Source organism: Microcoleus sp. MON1_C5, from assembly GCF_036701875.1.
Lineage (GTDB): Bacteria > Cyanobacteriota > Cyanobacteriia > Cyanobacteriales > Microcoleaceae > Microcoleus.
In genome coordinates, this window is sequence record NZ_JAUBRN010000050.1 from 39,997 (window position 1) to 58,429 (window position 18,433).

At 47.3% G+C, this 18,433-nt stretch carries 14 protein-coding genes; 10 read left to right on the plus strand and 4 right to left on the minus strand.

All coding sequences use genetic code 11. From position 1 onward, the window contains the following. Positions 1 to 111: 111 nt before the first annotated feature. Positions 112 to 297 carry a ribbon-helix-helix domain-containing protein gene (locus QUA71_RS21650; RefSeq protein WP_006631933.1) on the minus strand — a complete coding sequence of 62 codons (186 nt, stop codon included), beginning with the start codon at positions 295 to 297 and terminating at the stop codon, positions 112 to 114. Positions 298 to 507: 210 nt separating this feature from the next. Here QUA71_RS21650 and QUA71_RS21655 point away from each other — a divergent pair, with 210 nt between their 5' ends. Continuing rightward, on the plus strand, positions 508 to 990 hold the full coding sequence (locus QUA71_RS21655) for a hypothetical protein (protein WP_333288143.1): 483 nt from the start codon (positions 508 to 510) through the stop codon (positions 988 to 990). Between the two features lie 304 nt (positions 991 to 1,294). On the opposite strand, the gene QUA71_RS21660 is transcribed toward QUA71_RS21655, so the two are convergent. After that, a complete protein-coding gene (locus tag QUA71_RS21660; protein WP_333288145.1) occupies positions 1,295 to 2,185 on the minus strand; it encodes a hypothetical protein in 891 nt (296 codons plus the stop codon). 83 nt (positions 2,186 to 2,268) lie between these two features. On the opposite strand from QUA71_RS21660, the gene QUA71_RS21665 reads away from it, so the two are divergent. Together QUA71_RS21665 and QUA71_RS21670 are read left to right on the plus strand one after the other, a co-directional pair. Next, positions 2,269 to 2,859 (plus strand): hypothetical protein, encoded by a 591-nt coding sequence (locus QUA71_RS21665; RefSeq protein WP_333288147.1) that lies wholly within the window; start codon positions 2,269 to 2,271, stop codon positions 2,857 to 2,859. 240 nt (positions 2,860 to 3,099) lie between these two features. Then, entirely contained in the window at positions 3,100 to 5,835 is a 2,736-nt protein-coding gene (locus QUA71_RS21670; protein ID WP_333288149.1) for a CHAT domain-containing tetratricopeptide repeat protein, read from the plus strand. Between the two features lie 237 nt (positions 5,836 to 6,072). Here QUA71_RS21670 and QUA71_RS21675 read toward each other — a convergent pair whose 3' ends face one another. After that, positions 6,073 to 6,657 carry a hypothetical protein gene (locus QUA71_RS21675; RefSeq protein WP_333288151.1) on the minus strand — a complete coding sequence of 195 codons (585 nt, stop codon included), beginning with the start codon at positions 6,655 to 6,657 and terminating at the stop codon, positions 6,073 to 6,075. Positions 6,658 to 6,723: 66 nt separating this feature from the next. Here QUA71_RS21675 and QUA71_RS21680 point away from each other — a divergent pair, with 66 nt between their 5' ends. Further along, positions 6,724 to 8,277 (plus strand): NAD(P)/FAD-dependent oxidoreductase, encoded by a 1,554-nt coding sequence (locus tag QUA71_RS21680; RefSeq protein WP_333288163.1) that lies wholly within the window; start codon positions 6,724 to 6,726, stop codon positions 8,275 to 8,277. Between the two features lie 229 nt (positions 8,278 to 8,506). Continuing rightward, complete coding sequence (locus tag QUA71_RS21685) at positions 8,507 to 10,273, plus strand: NFACT RNA binding domain-containing protein (protein ID WP_333288152.1); 1,767 nt, start codon at positions 8,507 to 8,509, stop codon at positions 10,271 to 10,273. A 472-nt stretch (positions 10,274 to 10,745) separates the two neighbouring features. On the opposite strand, the gene QUA71_RS21690 is transcribed toward QUA71_RS21685, so the two are convergent. Further along, on the minus strand, positions 10,746 to 12,833 hold the full coding sequence (locus QUA71_RS21690) for an iron uptake porin (protein ID WP_333288154.1): 2,088 nt from the start codon (positions 12,831 to 12,833) through the stop codon (positions 10,746 to 10,748). 301 nt (positions 12,834 to 13,134) lie between these two features. Here QUA71_RS21690 and QUA71_RS21695 point away from each other — a divergent pair, with 301 nt between their 5' ends. From QUA71_RS21695 to QUA71_RS21715, 5 genes are all read left to right on the plus strand, one after another. Continuing rightward, positions 13,135 to 14,301, plus strand: coding sequence for a glycosyltransferase (locus tag QUA71_RS21695; RefSeq protein WP_333288155.1), 1,167 nt, complete (start codon positions 13,135 to 13,137; stop codon positions 14,299 to 14,301). Positions 14,302 to 14,544: 243 nt separating this feature from the next. Then, a complete protein-coding gene (locus QUA71_RS21700) occupies positions 14,545 to 15,276 on the plus strand; it encodes a sugar transferase (protein ID WP_006631924.1) in 732 nt (243 codons plus the stop codon). A 456-nt stretch (positions 15,277 to 15,732) separates the two neighbouring features. Beyond that, entirely contained in the window at positions 15,733 to 16,764 is a 1,032-nt protein-coding gene (gene gmd / locus QUA71_RS21705; protein ID WP_333288157.1) for a GDP-mannose 4,6-dehydratase, read from the plus strand. A 406-nt stretch (positions 16,765 to 17,170) separates the two neighbouring features. After that, a complete protein-coding gene (locus QUA71_RS21710; RefSeq protein ID WP_333288159.1) occupies positions 17,171 to 18,115 on the plus strand; it encodes a GDP-L-fucose synthase in 945 nt (314 codons plus the stop codon). A 109-nt stretch (positions 18,116 to 18,224) separates the two neighbouring features. After that, entirely contained in the window at positions 18,225 to 18,377 is a 153-nt protein-coding gene (locus tag QUA71_RS21715) for a hypothetical protein (protein WP_333288161.1), read from the plus strand. Positions 18,378 to 18,433: the final 56 nt, after the last annotated feature.

An 18,433-nucleotide genomic window follows, 5' to 3' on the forward strand; every position in this document is an offset into this window, starting at 1 on the left:
TATTGAACCGCGAAGACGCGAAGGACACGAAGGAAGAAGAGGGAAGAAGAAGGAAGAAGTAGATAATCTTCTACCGGGAACGGAGTAAAAGATCGATCGCACAAACTGCACTCAAGTTTTATCTTGTTTCTCATCCGATGGTGGGGACTGTTTTTGCATTTGTTTTTGACGTTCCCTCACAGCTTGTTCCAAAATGAATGCTGACAAGCCGCTGATTGAACGGCGTTCCTCATTTGCCCACTCTTGAAGTAGGTCATAGATTCCTTCTCCTATCGAGGTTGATATGCGTTTAGACATTAGAGGTTAATTGTTTCTTATTTAAGCCGATCGTCATTGTCCAGTATTTTAGACAATCTTGTCGATAATGCAGCAAGATGTTGCATTATGCTGCATAGTGCGCTATTTTCTTAGAGAGTCAAAAGCCAGCGCTGAACTTTTGCAGGGCCCGCGCTGGCTGATGGTTCCCCAAATACAAGGAGACAATCCACATAAAAGGAGACTATTACTATGGTAAAGCCTGTGAGCGACGGCAGCGAATATAACCGCGGCTATCAACAAGCTTTGAATGATTTTGGCATCACGCAACTGCTGTCGGGTATCCGCAGCTACTCTGATGAGGACTTTGATGCCGATCGCGCGCGCATGAGTGGGCCAGAGATCGAAAGCTTTGCGGTGTTTCTGATTCTGCGCGTGGGGGCGAATCTCAAAGGAAGTACGATCGCCCGCTACCTCAACACTCTCAGAAAAGCAAATTCTCCGACGATCGCCGATCGCCCCGCGATCGAACTCAACTCAAATTCGCGAGGGAAAACACCTGAAAAGTCAAAGCAGGGCGATATCAATTCTTGGGCGATCGTCCGAATTTTACCGAATGCTGAGCATTATACAATTGCGCGTTTTGTCAACCGCCAAGATGCGGACGATCGGCGGAGGGCTTTGTGTCGGTTTATTCGAGGGGGTGTGTTTGAAGTTGTGTGCGATCGCACCTAATCAATAGACCTCTCCAATAACTATTGTGGAACAGGCATCTTGCCTGTTCAAGACTGGCTTTTCTGGAGATGTCTAATAAACACAAATGACGGTGACAATTGTAGCCACTCCGTATTGAGTCCGTCGGGGGTTGAAACCCCCGCCTCATAGCGAAAGTCCTCTTAAGAGGACTATAAATGACTCTTTCAGTCGTCTTCAGACGACTTCAGCTATGAGACAGGGGTTTCAACCCCTGGCGGACTATCGGACTAACCGAGGTTTCTCGCCACCTGTGTATAATCATGGATGAAAACCCGCCCCAAATTTATTTAGAAGGTTGAGAAGCTTCGGGACTTACAATTAACAATTGATCGCCGGATTGACTTTGTTGAATAGCCATCACGGGCGGGCGAGCTTTAGGGTCTTTTTGCTGTTCTTTTGTTAAAGCCGGAAACAGATAAATCCAGTTTCCTCTCTCCAAAAGCAACCGCCAAACTCTAGGTTCTTTGAGATTATTAATATCAGTATAATCTCTTTTGCTCAAATCTGCAAATAAACCTGCATCGCCGATCGCCTTAAATCCTTTGGGGTCTAGTCGGAGTGTTGGATCGTCGAGTTTTCTGCCTAAAGCAATGTTGTCTTGTTTGGCGATTAAGGCAACGGCGGGTAAAGACGAATTTTCCCCGGCATCGCGTCGGGCATCGGCAATACCTTGGTGGTATGCTGACCAGAATAAGACTAGCAATACCCAACCGACGATGATAATTTCGTCAAGGAGCGATCGCAATAATTTGATCGAGTTATATCTATTGACATTAAATTGTTGCCAAGAGTTCAGGATGCGGTAAAGCCACCTGAATCTTCTGGCGTAAGTAGAGGAAAGCCACCGTGTAATTGTTCCATTAATTTTAGCAGCAACTGTCTTGTTTATACTATTAACCAGCCACAAACTGAGGTAAATCGCCAGGGCTGTCAGCAGAAGGGCGATCGCACTTCTGAGTATTGTCCAGCCATCGCCTAAAAATACCTGAAGCGGTACTAGGAAAAACGATTCTACGGGTAAATCGAGGGTAATTACATTTAGCTGAAAGCAGTAAAAATAAGACCAGCGATAAATCCAGCCGGTGAAAAATAAAGCGGCACTGAGTAAGCCAACAACACTGGCAAAGTTGCCTAAAATATTCGATTCGGGAGTAGGTTGGGGAGAAGCAGTCACGGAATTACCTTCAAGGGATGTGGAGTACAATTTTAGGACAGTAGCACGGGTAACGCTTATCCTTGAAGGGGGTCTAGGGGACGATGAAACGCAGAACACTTTCATTTCTAGTTGTAGCACTTTTTACAGTGACAGCGGGTATGGCAGCACAAGTTAATGCCGCCAGTCAGGAAGTCCAGAAACAGAATTTGCCATCCGTACAAGCAGAGGCTAACGCTAGCCAGCCCATACCCGTAGCGTTGCCTACGCAAGCGGAAATTGTGATGAAAGGGGGCGGAAAAAGAGACGGTCGAGTTGTGCAGATTGACGAGAAAGTGCAACAATTATGGATACAGCTAGGACAGGAAAAGCGATCGATTCCTTTGGGTCAAATTGATAAAATCGTGTTTTCCAAAAGTGCGGTAGTTTATCGCAGTAATGGGGTGCAACTTATTCGGGGCGAGCTCGCGCCAGCCACTAGCACTCAAGCCAAATGGAATGGCATTCCCATAAGTGCTTTTGAGCTGAAAGATGCTGTTAAAGGTCAAGCTGTTGTGAATTTGGGGCCGCCTGTCGTGAGTCGAGGGCAGTTGCGGGGGATTTTGGGAGTGTCGAAAGACCGGCAATTTTTCGTGGATGAAATGCAATTTGATGTGCAGAAAAAGACGATGACAATCGCAGCGACTCCGTATTGAGTCCGTCGGGAGGTCAGAAACCGGGTTTTTTTACGAAAATATTTAGTTGCAACCGGCAGATTCGGTAAAAAACCCGGTTTCTTTGGTCGGAGTGTGTAAGTTCTGTCCGCCGTTGTTTTGCTGCGATCGCGATTTGATTTCAATATCTGACGGTTTTGATGAGCCATTAGAAGATTTCAAGGATTAAAAGATTCTGCGTTTGATGCCTATTCTATTAATCGAATTTGGTGAATTATAAAAATGATGAAACGATTTATCAGCAGTGTTTTGGTTTTGGGTGTGTGTCTGACTCCTCTGACTTTACCGGTGATGGTAAAACCTAGTTGGGCGCAAAGTCAAAATTCGCAGGTTGAAGAACTACAGAGACTTCTACTGCAAGCAAAGCAAGAGGAAAGGCAAGGACAAAGGCAACAGGCAATAGAAACGTGGCAGCAGGTTCTAGCTATTGCACGACAACTTAAATTTAGAAAAATTGAAGCTATAGCACTCAATGAGATTGGTTTTAACTACTATAGAATATCCCAGCCACAAGAAGCATTGAAATACTATAACCAAGCTTTAGCAATTAGTCGGGAAGTGAGCGACCGCGCAGGTGAAGCTACTATTTTGAATAATATTGGTACAGTGTACAACAGCATCTCCAAAGCCCAAGAAGCATTGAAATACTCTAACCAAGCTTTACCAATTATGCGGGAAGTAAAAGATCGCGCAGGTGAAGCTACTACTTTGAATAATATCGGTGGAGTCTACGACAATATCTCCCAACCCCAAGAAGCATTGAAATACTATAACCAAGCTTTACCAATTATGCGGGAAGTGAGCGATCGTGCGGGGGAAGCTACTACTTTGAATAATATTGGTGCAGTGTACGACAACATCTCCCAATCACAAGAAGCATTGAAATACTATAACAAAGCTTTAGCAATTAATCGGGAAGTGAGCGATCGCGCAGGTGAAGCTACTACTTTGAATAATATTGGTTTAGTGTACCACAACATCTCCCACCCGCAAGAAGCTTTGAAATACTATAACCAAGCTTTACCAATTATGCGGGAAGTGAAAAAGCGCTCTGGGGAAGCTAATACTTTGAATAATATCGGTGCAGTGTACTACAGCATCTCCCAACTGCAAGAAGCATTGAAATACTATAACCAAGCTTTACCAATTAAGCGGGAAGTGGGCGATCGATCTGGAGAAGCTGCTACTTTGGGTAATATTGGTTTAGTGTACAACAACATCTCCCAACCGCAAGAAGCATTAAGATACTTTAACCAAGCTTTACCAATTCTGCGGGAAGTAAAATATCGCGCAGGGGAAGCTACTACTTTAAATAATATTGGTTTAGTGTACGACAGCATCTCCCAACCGCCAGAAGCATTGAAATACTATAAGCAAGCTTTACTAATTAGCCGGGAAGTAAAAGATCGTGCGGTAGAAGCTACTACTTTGAGTAATATTGGTTTAATGTACCAAGATACAAAGCAACCCACTCAAGCGATCGCAAATTTGCAGCAATCAGTCCAAATCACCTTAGAAATGCGGAGTGGTTTACAGCGAGAAAATCGCCAAAAGTTTTTAGAAGCTAACAGAGGAACAGCGATCGCCCTCACCTCCCTCCTCATCGACCAAAACCAACCCGATCGCGCTTTCCAATGGGTCAACATCGCCACCACAGCCGATCTCGCCGACTACACCCGCTTAATTGACGCCAAAGTAGCCAACCCCCAAACACAAAAAGCCATTGACGAGTGGAATCAAAAAAATCAACAACTCCAATACCTCCGCCGCCAACTCGAAGACAAATTCTCAGAAAATCTCTCCCGACAAATGCGGGAATTAGAAACAGAAGTCAACCGCGAAGCTGAAAAAATCCGCAGCCAATTCCCAGAAGTCGCCGAACTCTTTGAAACCACACCCAAAGACATCGCCCAACTGAAAGCAAGTATCGCACCCGATACCGTAGTCATTCAACCCGTTTTGCTCACAAATGTCAAAAATGTCCCCAATACGATCGCCCTATTTGTCTTGACAAAAGACAGCTTAAGTGTTAAAAAAATTCCGATCGACCCCGCCGAATTCGACAAACTCCTCACCGAACATGACAAACAGCTACATCTTGGCTGTGACGACAAAGGTTGCGATCGCAACCAAAATTACGCCGTTACAGGCGGCCAACTTTACGACATTCTCATTCGTCCGGTAGAAGACAAAATTAAGGCATTTTCCCCCAAACAATTGAGCATCATCGCCACGGGAAAACTGCGCTACATCCCCTTTGAAACGCTGTATGACGACCAAGCTGGACAAAAGGGTGAATTCCTAATCGAGAAATATCCCGTCAACTATCTCACCCGCATTTCCACAAGGTCAATTCCCGATTCTACTTTACAAGGCGGACTCTTAGCATTAGGAAATCCCATCCCTCGTCTGCCCCAAAATCTCCCCGGTACAGAAGAAGAAGTTAGAAATATCGCTCAATTATTCCCCGGAAGTTCCGCCTATATCGGCAATGCCGCCACCCTCGACCAATTCAAAACTCAAGCACCCCGCTTTCCTTTTTTACACCTAGCAACTCACGGCTGTTTCCAACAGGGAGGCTGTCAAAAATTGGGCTTGGAGGAAAATACACTGCTATTTGCTGACAGCCAATTCAATATTCGCGATGCGGCGTTATTAGGATTGCAAAACACCAGACTCCTCACCTTAAGCGCGTGTCAAACTGCTATGCAAGCCAATTCTAACGGTGAAGAAATATCGGGAGTTGCTTATGTATTTGAGCGTGCGGGCGCACAAGCTGTGATGGCGAGTTTGTGGAGTGTTGATGATTCAGCTACTAAAGATTTGATGGTTCAATTTTATCAAAATATTAATCAAGGGATGAGTAAAAATGAAGCTTTGCGGCAAGCTAAGTTGAGTCAAATCCAGCGGCATCCGTTTTATTGGTCGCCGTTTATTTTAATTGGCGATGCGCGGTAGAATGGGTAGTAGATTGTTGTCAACAACCAGGTCAAATCCGCAGTGCGGCGGGGATTAAAACTGATCCCCCCTAGCCCCCCTTAACAAGGGGGGGACAAGAGCATTTAAAGTTTCCTTTGTTAAGGGATAAGAGCATTCAAAGTCCCCCTTCTTAAGGGGGATTTAGGGGGATCTAGACTTCGATACAAACGAGAGAGACAGAATAAAGACTGTTGTCTTCAGATCGCACATTTCCAGCTAAACTCTCCCCCACAAAGCCAAGCCGCCGCCCCTTCCCCTAGCGGCAATTATCCCATCTTCTACCAGAAAATATGCAAAAAATGCCTGCTTCCCCACACTCAAACTAAAAAATTCCGCCTCCCGCGCTTCTCCACCGCGAATAAACCCTTGATACACAGTTTTTCCCAACAATTTCACCGCTATTCTGGTAAAATCAAAAGCTAAAATATTGTTAGGCAAAAACTTAGTCGGCCCAGAAAGAGTTAGTGCGATCGCCCCAACTTGCACCGAATTCTCCACCCTGCCGGTTTCGCTAGACGCTTCCCCTTCAGCAACAGGTTCAGCCGAATAAGCAATTTGAATTTTCGCAATCCACTGAGGGATGTAACGTCCCGCACCCAAGACAATTCCCGCTTTTTGTCGAGTCTTTTTCGTGCCGGTGATAAAGCAGAGTTGCCATTGGCCGATTAATTGCTCGAAAGAATAGCGAATTTTGGTTTTTTTCGCGCTTTTCTCAGCTTCGAGGAGGGCGGCAACTACGGCGTTGGAAGATGGTTTAGAATTAGATTTAGCGGCTTGTTCTAGAATAGATATATTTTCCATTTAATATACAAACCAGTTTTATTGTTGGTAACAGAGATAATATTAGCTGATGTAGCGGAGAAAAACATGGTTGCGATCGCCCCCACAGACACAGAAATCATCGTCATCGGCAGCGGGATAGGAGGCGTGACTTGCGCTGCAATGCTCGCCCGCTATGGCTTTGAGGTTGTTGTTTGCGAAAGCCATTCGATCGCGGGCGGCGCCGCACACGGTTTTGAACGCGACGGATTTAGCTTCGACTCCGGGCCCTCGCTGTACTCAGGATTATCCTACAGCCCGTCTGCGAATCCGCTGCGGCAAGTTTTGGATGCGATCGGCGAAAAACTCCCCTGCATCACCTACGATACCTGGGGTTGCTGTTTGCCAGAAGGCGATTTCGACACATCCGTGGGTGCGAGTCAATTTGCCGAAGTGCTCGCACAACTGCGCGGCGCCGCAGCAGTCGCCGAATGGCGGCAACTCCAGCGGATCATGGAACCCTACGCCAAAGCTGCCACAGCCTTGCCCTCCCTGGCTTTGCGCTTCGATTTGGGCGCTGTTTTTACCCTCGGCCAATTTGCGCCGGCTTTCCTGCAAAGTGCTGGCGAGGCGATCGCACTTGCAGGCCCTTTCAGCAAAATTATGGACAAAAATGTCAAAGATCCGTTTGTCCGAAATTGGCTGAATTTGTTGTGTTTCCTGCTGTCTGGACTTCCCGCCGACGGAACGATCGCAGCCGAAGTCGCTTTCATGTTCGCCGACTGGTATCGCCCGAATGCAGTTTTGGACTATCCGATCGGCGGTAGTGCAGCTTTGGTAAATGCCCTGGTACGCGGTTTAGAGCGCCACGGAGGGCAGTTGCTGCTAAATTCCCACGTTGCAGAAGTTTTGGTGGAAAACAACCGGGCTGCGGGCGTGCGGCTGCGATCGGGCAAAATTATTCGATCGCACAAAGCCGTCGTCTCCAACGCTTCCGTTTGGGATACCCTGAAACTGTTGCCTGAAACCTCAGTCCCGCAAAGGTTTCGGCAACAGCGGCAGGCGACGCCCGAGTGCGACAGCTTCATGCACCTGCATCTGGGAATTGACGCTGCCGGAGTGCGATCGGACTTGGCTTGTCACTACATCTTCGTCAAAGACTGGGAAATGGGCGTTTCGGCCCCTCAGAACGTCGTTCTCGTCTCGATTCCCTCCCTCCTCGACCCCGACCTCGCGCCTCCGGGAAAGCACGTCATTCACGCATATACCCCCGGAAACGAGCCTTACGATTTGTGGCAAAAGCTCGATCGAACCAGCGGAGAGTACAAGCTGCAAAAACAAGCGCGCGCCGAGGTAATGTGGGAAGCCTTAGAGAGAATTATCCCCGATATTCGATCGCGCTGCGAAGTCACCTTAGTTGGGACACCCCTAACCCACGAACGGTTTTTGCGCCGCCATCGCGGTTCCTACGGGCCCGGAATTCGGGCGGGTAGCGGCTTGTTTCCCGGGCCGAGAACGCCTTTAGCGGGCCTGTTTTGCTGCGGAGATTCGACGTTTCCGGGAATTGGTTTGCCGGCTGTTGCTGCTAGCGGGGCGATCGCCGCCAATACGATCGCACCTTTGTACAAACATTTGCAATTGATTGGGGAAGTTATTAGTTAGTTGTTATTAGACATCTCCCATAATTCTTGTGGAACAGGCACCCTGTCTGTTCAAAATCTGCTTTTTAGGAGATGTCTATTAGTTATTTGTTATTTGTTAACGAAATTATTGAAGAGCTTTCCTAGCGAAGGACGCGAAGCAAGAGTAAACAATAATTTCATATAGTTCGTAAAATGTGACCGATATCTGTCAGCATAGAAATAGATAGTTCGATCGCCCTGAGAATACCGTGCAACCCGTAGACTTTACAACTTTAACCGCCACTTGCAGCGAACTGCGAGCCCAATGGCTGCCAGCGCGCTTAGAACAAGTCTACCAGCGCGATCGCTTCACCGTGTCCCTCGCCCTCCGCACCATGAAAGGGCGCGGCTGGATTGACCTTTCCTGGCATCCTGTGGCCGCCCGCATCTGCGTCGGCGACCCCCCGCCCCGCATTCCCGACACCTTCACCTTCAGCGAACAACTGCGGCACCAACTCAGCGGTTTAGCCTTAGTTTCCATCGCCCCTGTTTCATCCTGGGAAAGAGTCATCGACTTGCAATTCGCCAAACGCCCCGGAGAACCCGCCCTCTGGCACCTCTACGCCGAAATCATGGGGAAGTACAGCAACGTCATCCTCACCGCCCAAGACAACCTCGTTGTCACCTGCGCCCACCAAGTCAGCGCCAAACAGTCCACCGTCCGTCCCATCCAAACCGGGCAACCATACGAAATGCCCCCGTCTTTGACCGATGCAGTGCCGAGTCTGACTGAATCTCAAAACCGCTGGCAAGAACGAATTAGCCTGGTTCCCGGACAATTAAAGGGCAATCTGCTAAAGAATTACCGAGGGATGAGTAAGGCCTTAGTTTTGTCAATGATTCGATCGGCTTCTTTAGACCCCGAACAATCCACCGACAGCCTCAATCCCGACGAATGGCAGCAACTATTCCAGCGCTGGCTATACTGGCTGCAATGCCTAGAAAACTCCAAATTTCAAGCGAGTTTTACACCCGAAGGCTACACCGTCATCGATTGGCCTGCACCAGATGCAAAAGAGGCAGAACCTGCAAACGAATCTAACTCCTCTGTTCCTTCTTCCTTCTCTTCTGTTCAAGAAATACTTAACAGCTATTACACAGGCGAAATCAATCAAGAAGTATTCGCCCAACTGCGGCATCAGCTTACCCAAAAACTCAACAACGTCCTGGCAAAACTGCGCCTCAAAGCCAACACATTTAAAGAACGCTTGCAGCAATCTGCAGATGCAGACACGCACAAATCCCAAGCCGACTTGCTGATGGCAAATTTGCAGCATTGGGAACCGGGAATGAAATCAATTTCTCTCCCCGACTTTGAAACCGAGAAACCCGTTATCATTGCCCTAAACCCGGAAAAAAACGCCGTTCAAAACGCTCAAGCCCTCTACAAAAAACACCAAAAGCTTAAAAGAGCCCGCATTGCAGTAGAACCATTGTTAGCCGCCGTACAGGAAGAAATCGACTATTTAGAACAAGTTGAAGTCGCACTTTCGGTATTGGAAACCTACCGCAACACCCAAGATTTGCAAACCCTTGCCGAAATCCGCGAAGAACTGATCCAGCAAAAATATCTAGACGTACCAGATTACCGCAGTACCGACAAAAATGCTGCGATCGAATTTCACCGCTACCAAACCCCCAGCGGCTTTGAATTATTAATCGGGCGCAACAATCGCCAAAACGACCAACTCACTTTTCGCACCGCCAACGACTACGACTTGTGGTTCCACACCCTAGAGATTCCCGGAAGCCACGCTTTGCTGCGTCTCAAACCCGGTACAGTTGCTGAAGAAACCGATTTGCAATTTGCCGCCGACATGACTGCTTATTACAGTCGCGCCCGCCACAGCGAACAAGTCCCCGTGGTTTATACAGAACCGAAATATGTATACAAGCCGAAAGGTGCTAAACCTGGTATGGTTGTATACAAGCAGGAGCGGATTGTCTGGGGAAGACCGCAGCAAGCGCCTGCTTGATTTATATAAAGTGAGTAAGGTGGTCGATCGGCCATCGAAACCTCGTTTTTACCCAAAATAACGGGTTTGCAACCGATAAACCTAGGCAGGAACCGCCTTTTTGAACCTAGGCTTGATTATACAAAGTGACCGAGAGTGCGATCGCCCTAAAAATTAAAATTCGTCTGTAATGTAAAGTTTTATTACAGAAAATTAAATTTTGTTGTTATAATACCGCTTAAGAGAGATGATATTTCTTTTAGAACCCTTTGCAAAGAAACGTGCAACTTGGGTTTCCTCACTGTGAGAAAAACACTGTGGGAACACAACGGATTTAACTATTTGTGCAGACCAGCTTTTGCTAAAGCTGGTCGTTTCTGTTGGAACATTAAACCCAAGCTCGGACAATTTTAGATTGGCGATTTTTGATTTTAGATGAAAACTGCCAATCTAAAATCTAAAATCTAAAATCTAAAATCCCTAAGGGCTGCTCCTAGAAAGTAAACGTCGTTCTGACAACCCCAATCACCAAATCAGAATTATTCTTATTGTGGTCGGGAGCAGTCAGCCAAATCAGACCAGGAGTGATAGAAATATTGTCGCTCAACTTAAACTGGTAGAAACCTTCAACGTGCAGCGAAGTATCCTTATCTTCCGGCAAAGTCCGATTAGTAGAACTCGTTACCCGCGGCTCCATACCTACCACAATCCCCGCCACATTTCCTTCTTTCAACAAATCGGGAAAAGCCAAAGTAACTGCCCAGTTCCAGACTTTTTGATCCCCCCGCTGCACAGAACCCGTAGGAGTAGTCAAGTTGGATAAAATGCGCTGGTTGGTGTAACCCGCCCAACCGCCAATTGCAAATCTCCGGTTCAACTGCCACGAAGCTTGCGCGCCGTAGGAATTGCTAGAAACTGGCAGATTGCTATCGCTGTCGAACCCGAAGAAACCGAGACGCGCCGGGAAATTAGAAGCATTGCTGCCGGTACCGGTGACGACTTTGTAGGAATTAACGTAAGTTAAGCCTAAAGCAATGCTGTCGCTCGGTGTAAAAGTCAACTGAGCCAAACCGCCGTAAGAGCCGTTAAACAAACCATTTCCCCGCGTCGGGTCCGCAGCGTTGCCTGCCAAATATCCCAAACTCAGCTCCAGTTTTTCCCCAAACTGATGCCGCAGAGCGATGCCAGAACCCCCAATCAAATAGTAAATTGGGTTGCGAGTACCGAAGTTAGAAAGAGCGCCGTAGCTGCCGTCTCCGTCAAAGTAAGGGTTGACAGTGTTAACAAAATCATCAGCAGCGCCGGCATTAGCTTCGAGAATTACAGTAGTGCTTTTGCCGATAGGGAATTGGTAAAGCAGCGCATCTAAACCTACCGTATTACTAGCCTCGGCAAAAGGCCCGGCATTAAACCGCAATTCCCCTTCAGCGGTTTTCGTATTATTAGTAGAAAACGAACCCAAATTTAAAACTTGCAATCGAGTTCTCAGCAAATCTTCTCCAGAAAAACTCGTGTCGAAATTAATCCGAACCCGGCTGCCAAAAGCCGTGGCTTTATCAGCTTCGCGGCCCTCGGCATCATCTCCCCTGGCGATACCGGCCAAACCAAATATCACTTCGCCGTTGAGTTTAGTCGTAGTTGAAAACTGATTTGCTTCTAATTCAGAGGCGCGCGCTTCCAAAACATCGACGCGGCCGCGCAGAGTTGCCAATTCTGCCGCAAATTCTTCTTGCAACCTTTGCACAGAAGCCAAATCTTCTCGCGTCGCCAGATTTCTGGAACCGCCTTGAATCAGCTCGCTAACTTTATCCAAACACGCATTTAAACCTGCTGCAAACTCGTAGCGAGTCATCGCCCGGTTGCCGCGAAAAGTGCCGTCAGGATAGCCAGCTATGCACCCGTAGCGCTCTACTAGGGATTGCAAAGCTTGGAACGCCCAATCGGTGGGTCGAACGTCGGAAAGTTGCGACACAGATGTTACTTGGCCGGCCGCATCTTCGCTGCTACTGCCTTCTGTGCTGTATTCATTGATTTGTTCTAAAAGATTAGACTGTGCTTGAGGTTGGGCACTTGAATCAGTGGATTGCGAAATCTGATCGGGCTGGGCGGCGGATTTTTCTGCGTTTAAATTAGCCAGTGGTGGGGGGGGTTGCGTTTCGCTTAAGTTTGCGGGCGCTACTGCGGGGATTTGCTCCGCGACAGGTTGTTCGGGACTTAAATTTGCGGGCGCTACTGCGGGTTTGGTTTCGCTTAAATCTGCTGCTGCAACTTCCGGTGCTTTTGCTTGTTCGGCAACTGGGGCGATCAAATCGTTAGTGAAGCCCTCGTAGAGGTTCGCACTTTCTTTCTCAATAGTTTCAACAGTTGATTTGCTCGCTAGTGACGCTGGTTCGACCGTCTCAGGCTTTGCTGTCTCAGACTTGGCTGCCTCGGTTGCAGCACCTGCTAATTGCAATTTATCAGGTTGAGCTGCCGTGGAAATTTCTACAGGTTGCTCTGCTAGCGCCGTCGAAGATATGACTAAACTTGCTGCCAATACACCCGGACTAATTAAAAGTCCCTTCCACAAAAATTTGGACATTTTTTCCTCACACCACATTACGGTCGATCGCCGATTCCGAAGATTTAGGCGCTCGCAAATCACCTTTAGTATTCCGCCTAATAGTATTTCTTGTCAACAATCGGGGAAATCACTGCCGGAGAGTGCAGTTTTGCTGTGGTTGATTTGACAAAAACTCCGTTTATTCCCAAAATCCTTGGTTTGAGCTAAATACCTACATAGAAACCTGGTTGATGGCGGGATATTGCGTAAGTTATCCCTCAGTAAGACTAATATTGACAGCACTGGCGCTAACAAATCGTTTGATCGGCTACAAATACAAGTGAAAAAACTCAAATACGCCCTAGTTCACGAATGGTTGACGCCCTTAGCTACTGGCGGTTCAGAACTCGTAGTGCAGGAAATCCTCAAACACGTAGACGAGGCAGATGTCTATGCCCTCATCGACTTTGAATCGGCCAATCCCGAAAGCTATCTTTTCGGGCGACAGATTGGCACAACATTTTTGCAGCACTTTCCCGCAGCCCGCAGCGGTGTCCAAAAATATCTGCCATTTCTGCCGATCGCGATCGAACAACTAGATCTGCGACAATACGACATCATCCTCTCATCATCCCATGCCGTCGCCAAAGGCATCCTCACCAGTCCCCAGCAACTGCACGTTTGCTACTGCCACACTCCCATGCGCTACGCTTGGGACTTAACTTTTGACTATTTGCGTAGCAGCAAAGCCGGACGGGGCATCCAGGGTCTGCTGACGCGATATTTGTTGCATCGACTGCGACAGTGGGACGTAATTTCCGCCAATCGTGTTGATTATTTCATCGCTAACTCTCAACACACTGCGCGCCGAATTTGGCGGTGCTATCGGCGGCGGGCCCAGGTGATTTATCCGCCGGTAAATATCGAGCGATTTTCCTTGATGCGACAAAAACAAGACTTTTACGTCACAGTTTGTCGGTTAGTAAGTTACAAAAACGTAAGTGCGATCGTCCAAGCATTCAATCAACTCGGGCATACTCTAATTGTCATCGGCACCGGGCCAGAATTAGAAATGATTCGGCAAATCGCCAAACCCAACGTGCAAGTGCTCGGCTGGCAGCCCGCCTCCATAGTGGAAAAGTACATGGCAGAGGCGAAAGCCTTTGTATATGCAGCTTGCGAAGATTTTGGCATAGCTTTGGTAGAGGCTCAAGCTTGCGGAACACCAGTAATTTCCTATGCAGCAGGGGGCGCTTTGGAGACAGTGCTCGACATTCGCCAACACCCAGAGACAGGGACTGGTTTATTTTTTTCCTCCCAAACCGCAGCAGCATTAGTCGAAGCTGTCAAGGAATTTGAGCAGTTGCAAGGCAAATTTCGGCCAGAAATCTGCAGGTTGCGCGCTGAACAGTTTGCCCCCGAAGTTTTTGGGCAGCGCTATCTAGCTTTTGTGGAACGCTGCTATCAGGAATTTCACTCCCGTGATTTTACCGAGTCTGGGGCTTGAGAGTGCCAGAACCCGATAGCGGGACAATCTTCCTTCTGCCTTTGTATAAGTGCCTTCAGAAGACCTCTGCATAACTGCCTTGTGCCTTTTTCCTTCTGCCGCCAGAAGCCCTCTTCCTTCTTCCTTCTGCCTTTTGAAGCCTTCTGAAGGCAGAAAATTGAGTATTGGAAACATAATTCAGAGAACAAAGCGTCTTGAGGCTTTATGATCAGGACTGTGTGTGGTGTGAAGTGAAGGAGTAAGATGACTGCCGACAGCCAACTAATCTCCGGCAAGGTAATTCGAGCGATCGCAAGACGCGGTTTTGGGTCTGTCCTGCAAGGAGATAGACGCATAAGTCGTTCTCTACAGAACCTCGACGGAGAACTTTTCAAGCGGTTATTTGACATCCTGTTTTCCTTATCGGTTCTGATCCTGTTTGCTCCGGTTTACCTGCTTTTGGCTTTCTTAATCGCCTTAAGCTCGCCCGGTCCTATTTTTTACGTACAGGAACGAGTAGGCAAAAACCGTAAAAGGTTTTATTGCCTTAAATTCAGAACGATGGTGGAAAATGCGGACGATATATTGCTGGAAATCATGGAAAATTCTCCGCATTTGCGTCAAGAGTTTGAGGACAATTTCAAGCTGAAACAAGACCCTCGAATTACCTGGATTGGAAGATTTTTACGAATGACCAGTTTAGACGAGTTTCCCCAGTTTTGGAATGTTTTAAAAGGAGATATGAGCGTCGTCGGACCGAGACCTTTAGTTGAAGAAGAACTGCCGAGATACGGTCGTCACATCAACAAAATTCTCACCATAAGACCTGGAATTACAGGCTTGTGGCAAGTGTCCGGTCGCAACGACATTCCCTATCCCCGCCGAGTCCAAATCGACCTCTATTACGCAAATGACAAAAACCTTTGGATGGATATGTGGATTGTTTTCAAAACAATTGGAGTTGTGATTTTTCCCAAAAATAACGGCGCATATTAATTTTTGTCTGCAGTCAGCAATCGGTAGTTAGTTTTATTTGTTACTGACCACTGATGCTGACTACTGACAATCAGCCACAAACTCTTTGTCAAAACTAAACAGTTCCTGGATGCCGATCGAAGAATTGTGAGCTTAACTAAAGGGGCAAATAGTTAAATAAACCTACCTCTTCTTCATCTAGAAAGATCAGTTCTTCTAGATAGACTACTTTAGGTTTAGGTGCTAAACTTAACTCTATAACCTTTGGCTTAAGGGGGATAGCCTACTTATCTGGGGATAGCCCACTACCCAACAGCGTAGGAAGTAAACTTCAACGGGCTTTAGGTAACTAAAGTTAAGTTTGAGTAAGTTTTATAAAGCAGTTAAGGTATAGTTTGAGAATACGGCCGGCAGGGAGCAACAGCCTCTGCCAAAAAATTTATTGTGAAATAACACAGCCTGTCAAAGGAAAATCAGATGACGCAACGTAAGCGAGCGCTAATAACAGGTATTACAGGTCAAGACGGCTCCTACTTGAGCGAATTACTGTTAGAGAAAGGATATGAAGTTCACGGCATTATCCGGCGCAGTTCTAGTTTCAATACCGATCGAATTGACCACATCTATGTCGATCCTCACAGCGAGGGTGCGCGCCTGTTTCTACACTACGGCGACTTGACGGACGGCACCACTCTCCGCCGGATATTGGAAGAAGTTCAGCCGGTAGAAATTTATAACTTAGGCGCTCAATCTCACGTTCGAGTCAGCTTTGACTCGCCGGAATATACGGTTGACGCAGTAGGCATGGGAGTATTGCGGCTGCTAGAAGCAATTCGGGACTATCAGCACCGCACCGGCATAGAAGTGCGGTTCTATCAAGCAGGTTCTTCGGAAATGTTTGGCTTGGTGCAGGAAGTTCCGCAGAAGGAAACAACTCCTTTTTATCCCAGAAGTCCTTACGCCTGCGCCAAAGTTTACGGGCACTGGCAAACAATAAATTATCGCGAATCTTACGGACTTTTTGCCTGCAACGGCATCTTGTTCAATCACGAATCTCCCCGCCGCGGCGAAACTTTTGTAACTCGCAAAATTACTCGCGCCGTTGCCAGAATAGTCGCAGGCAAGCAGAAAAAGATTTACTTGGGCAATCTCGATTCTAAGCGGGACTGGGGCTATGCTAAAGACTACGTGCAGGCGATGTGGCTGATGCTGCAACAAGAGAAGCCTGACGATTATGTCATTGCTACTAACGAGACCCATTCCATTAAGGAATTTCTGGATTTGGCTTTTACTTACGTCAATTTAGATTGGCAAAAATATGTGGAGTTTGACGAACGCTACTTGCGGCCGGCAGAAGTCGAACTGTTGATTGGCGATTCGACTAAGGCGCGCCAGCAATTAAATTGGGAACCTTCTGTAACTTTTCAGGAGTTAGTACATTTAATGGTAGATGCGGACATGAAAGCTTTAGACCAGCAAGGTCGGGGTTCGGGCAACGGATTTGATTAAGCCGCTAAACAAAGCGGTCAGTGCGAACAATTTGTAGGGGTAGGGCCCCGTGTCTGCCCCGATTGGCGAAAGGCGCGCACCGGGGGGATTGCCCCTGCACACAGTTCATAACTGATCGGAGGATTGTTACAGCTATTAGCGTAGTGCGATCGGCATTCACAGAGCCAGCTTAATTGCTCGCAAAATTTTTTGCTGTGGGGGCTAAAAAGAACATTAAAATGATAGTTGAGGACTCGCTACTAATAAATCTAACTTTCGGGTGTGCACGGAGCAGTCCCTATCAGCAGCAGCTAAAGCAGATTTGTGGGCAACTGCGTCCTCTACCTCAAAGCTTTTTTTGCTAAAGCAACAATTTTAGAATTGAAATTGTCGATCGACCCTTATTCAAAATCCCGAGGCTAAATTTATGACAAGCTTGGATTTAAGCAGCAAACGCATTCTAGTCACGGGCGGCGCCGGTTTCTTGGGCCGTCAGGTAATCGACCAGCTAGTGAAAGCAGGGGCCGATGCTGATAAAATTTCGGTGACTCGATCGCGCGACTGCGACCTCCGCGTCATGGAAAACTGCAAGCGCGCCGCCGACCAACAAGATATCATCATTCACCTCGCCGCCCACGTCGGCGGCATCGGCTTAAACCTAGTCAAACCCGCTGAATTATTTTACGATAATTTGATGATGGGCGCCCAACTAATCCACGCCGCCTACGAAGCAGGAGTCGAAAAATTTGTCTGCGTCGGCACCATTTGCGCTTATCCCAACTTGACCCCAGTTCCTTTCAAAGAAGACGACCTGTGGAACGGCTATCCAGAGGTAACTAACGCACCTTACGGAATTGCCAAAAAAGCCTTATTAGTGCAACTGCAATCCTACCGCCAGCAGTACGGATTCAACGGTATCTACTTGCTACCAGTAAATTTATACGGCCCGGAAGATAACTTTGACCCGAAAAGTTCCCACGTCATCCCCGCATTAATTCGCAAAGTCTACGAAGCCCAAGAAAGGGGAGACAAAACACTGCCTGTTTGGGGCGACGGCAGCCCTAGCCGCGAGTTTTTGTATTCCACAGATGCCGCCCGAGGAATTGTGATGGCAACGCAAGATTACAGTGAATCTGACCCGGTTAATTTGGGAACGAATAGCGAAGTTAAAATTCGCGATTTAGTGGAAACGATTTGCGAATTGATGGGATTTGAGGGTGAAATTGTTTGGGAAACAGACAAACCGAACGGTCAGCCGCGCCGCTGTTTGGATACCCAAAGGGCTAAGGAAAAGTTTGGTTTTGTTGCGGAAGTAAAGTTTAAGGAAGGGTTGAAAAATACGATTGATTGGTATCGAAAACACGCAGTTTGAGTGTGAAAAACCCGGTTTCTCCCTTAAAGAAACCGGGTTTTTTTAGGAAAGGTGGTGAATAGAGGTAAATTAGCAGAAAGAACTTTTCAGTAAAGCTTATGTACCCGCTGTGGCGGCAGTTGCAGGTTTTTCAGTCGATCGGCTAGAGTTAGACTTTGACAGCATCGAGCTGCATATCACTGCTGGCAGCGGTGAAGGAAGCGTTAGTTTTCCAGAGTTGAAGTTACAGTTAAAATGTACTTGTGCGATTCGTTTAACCTAAATGGATTAAAAATCCAGGGACGGTTAGCCTAACCCTTTGGTTAGTGTAACTGATTA

Excerpts from the sequence above, each read along its gene's own strand:
- QUA71_RS21650 (WP_006631933.1), bottom strand. The coding sequence starts at position 297 with ATGTCTAAACGCATATCAACCTCGATAGGAGAAGGAATCTATGACCTA.
- QUA71_RS21655 (WP_333288143.1), top strand. The coding sequence starts at position 508 with ATGGTAAAGCCTGTGAGCGACGGCAGCGAATATAACCGCGGCTATCAA.
- QUA71_RS21665 (WP_333288147.1), top strand. The coding sequence starts at position 2,269 with ATGAAACGCAGAACACTTTCATTTCTAGTTGTAGCACTTTTTACAGTG.
- QUA71_RS21670 (WP_333288149.1), top strand. The coding sequence starts at position 3,100 with ATGATGAAACGATTTATCAGCAGTGTTTTGGTTTTGGGTGTGTGTCTG.
- QUA71_RS21675 (WP_333288151.1), bottom strand. The coding sequence starts at position 6,657 with ATGGAAAATATATCTATTCTAGAACAAGCCGCTAAATCTAATTCTAAA.
- QUA71_RS21680 (WP_333288163.1), top strand. The coding sequence starts at position 6,724 with ATGGTTGCGATCGCCCCCACAGACACAGAAATCATCGTCATCGGCAGC.
- QUA71_RS21690 (WP_333288154.1), bottom strand. The coding sequence starts at position 12,833 with ATGTCCAAATTTTTGTGGAAGGGACTTTTAATTAGTCCGGGTGTATTG.
- QUA71_RS21700 (WP_006631924.1), top strand. The coding sequence starts at position 14,545 with ATGACTGCCGACAGCCAACTAATCTCCGGCAAGGTAATTCGAGCGATC.
- gmd (WP_333288157.1), top strand. The coding sequence starts at position 15,733 with ATGACGCAACGTAAGCGAGCGCTAATAACAGGTATTACAGGTCAAGAC.
- QUA71_RS21710 (WP_333288159.1), top strand. The coding sequence starts at position 17,171 with ATGACAAGCTTGGATTTAAGCAGCAAACGCATTCTAGTCACGGGCGGC.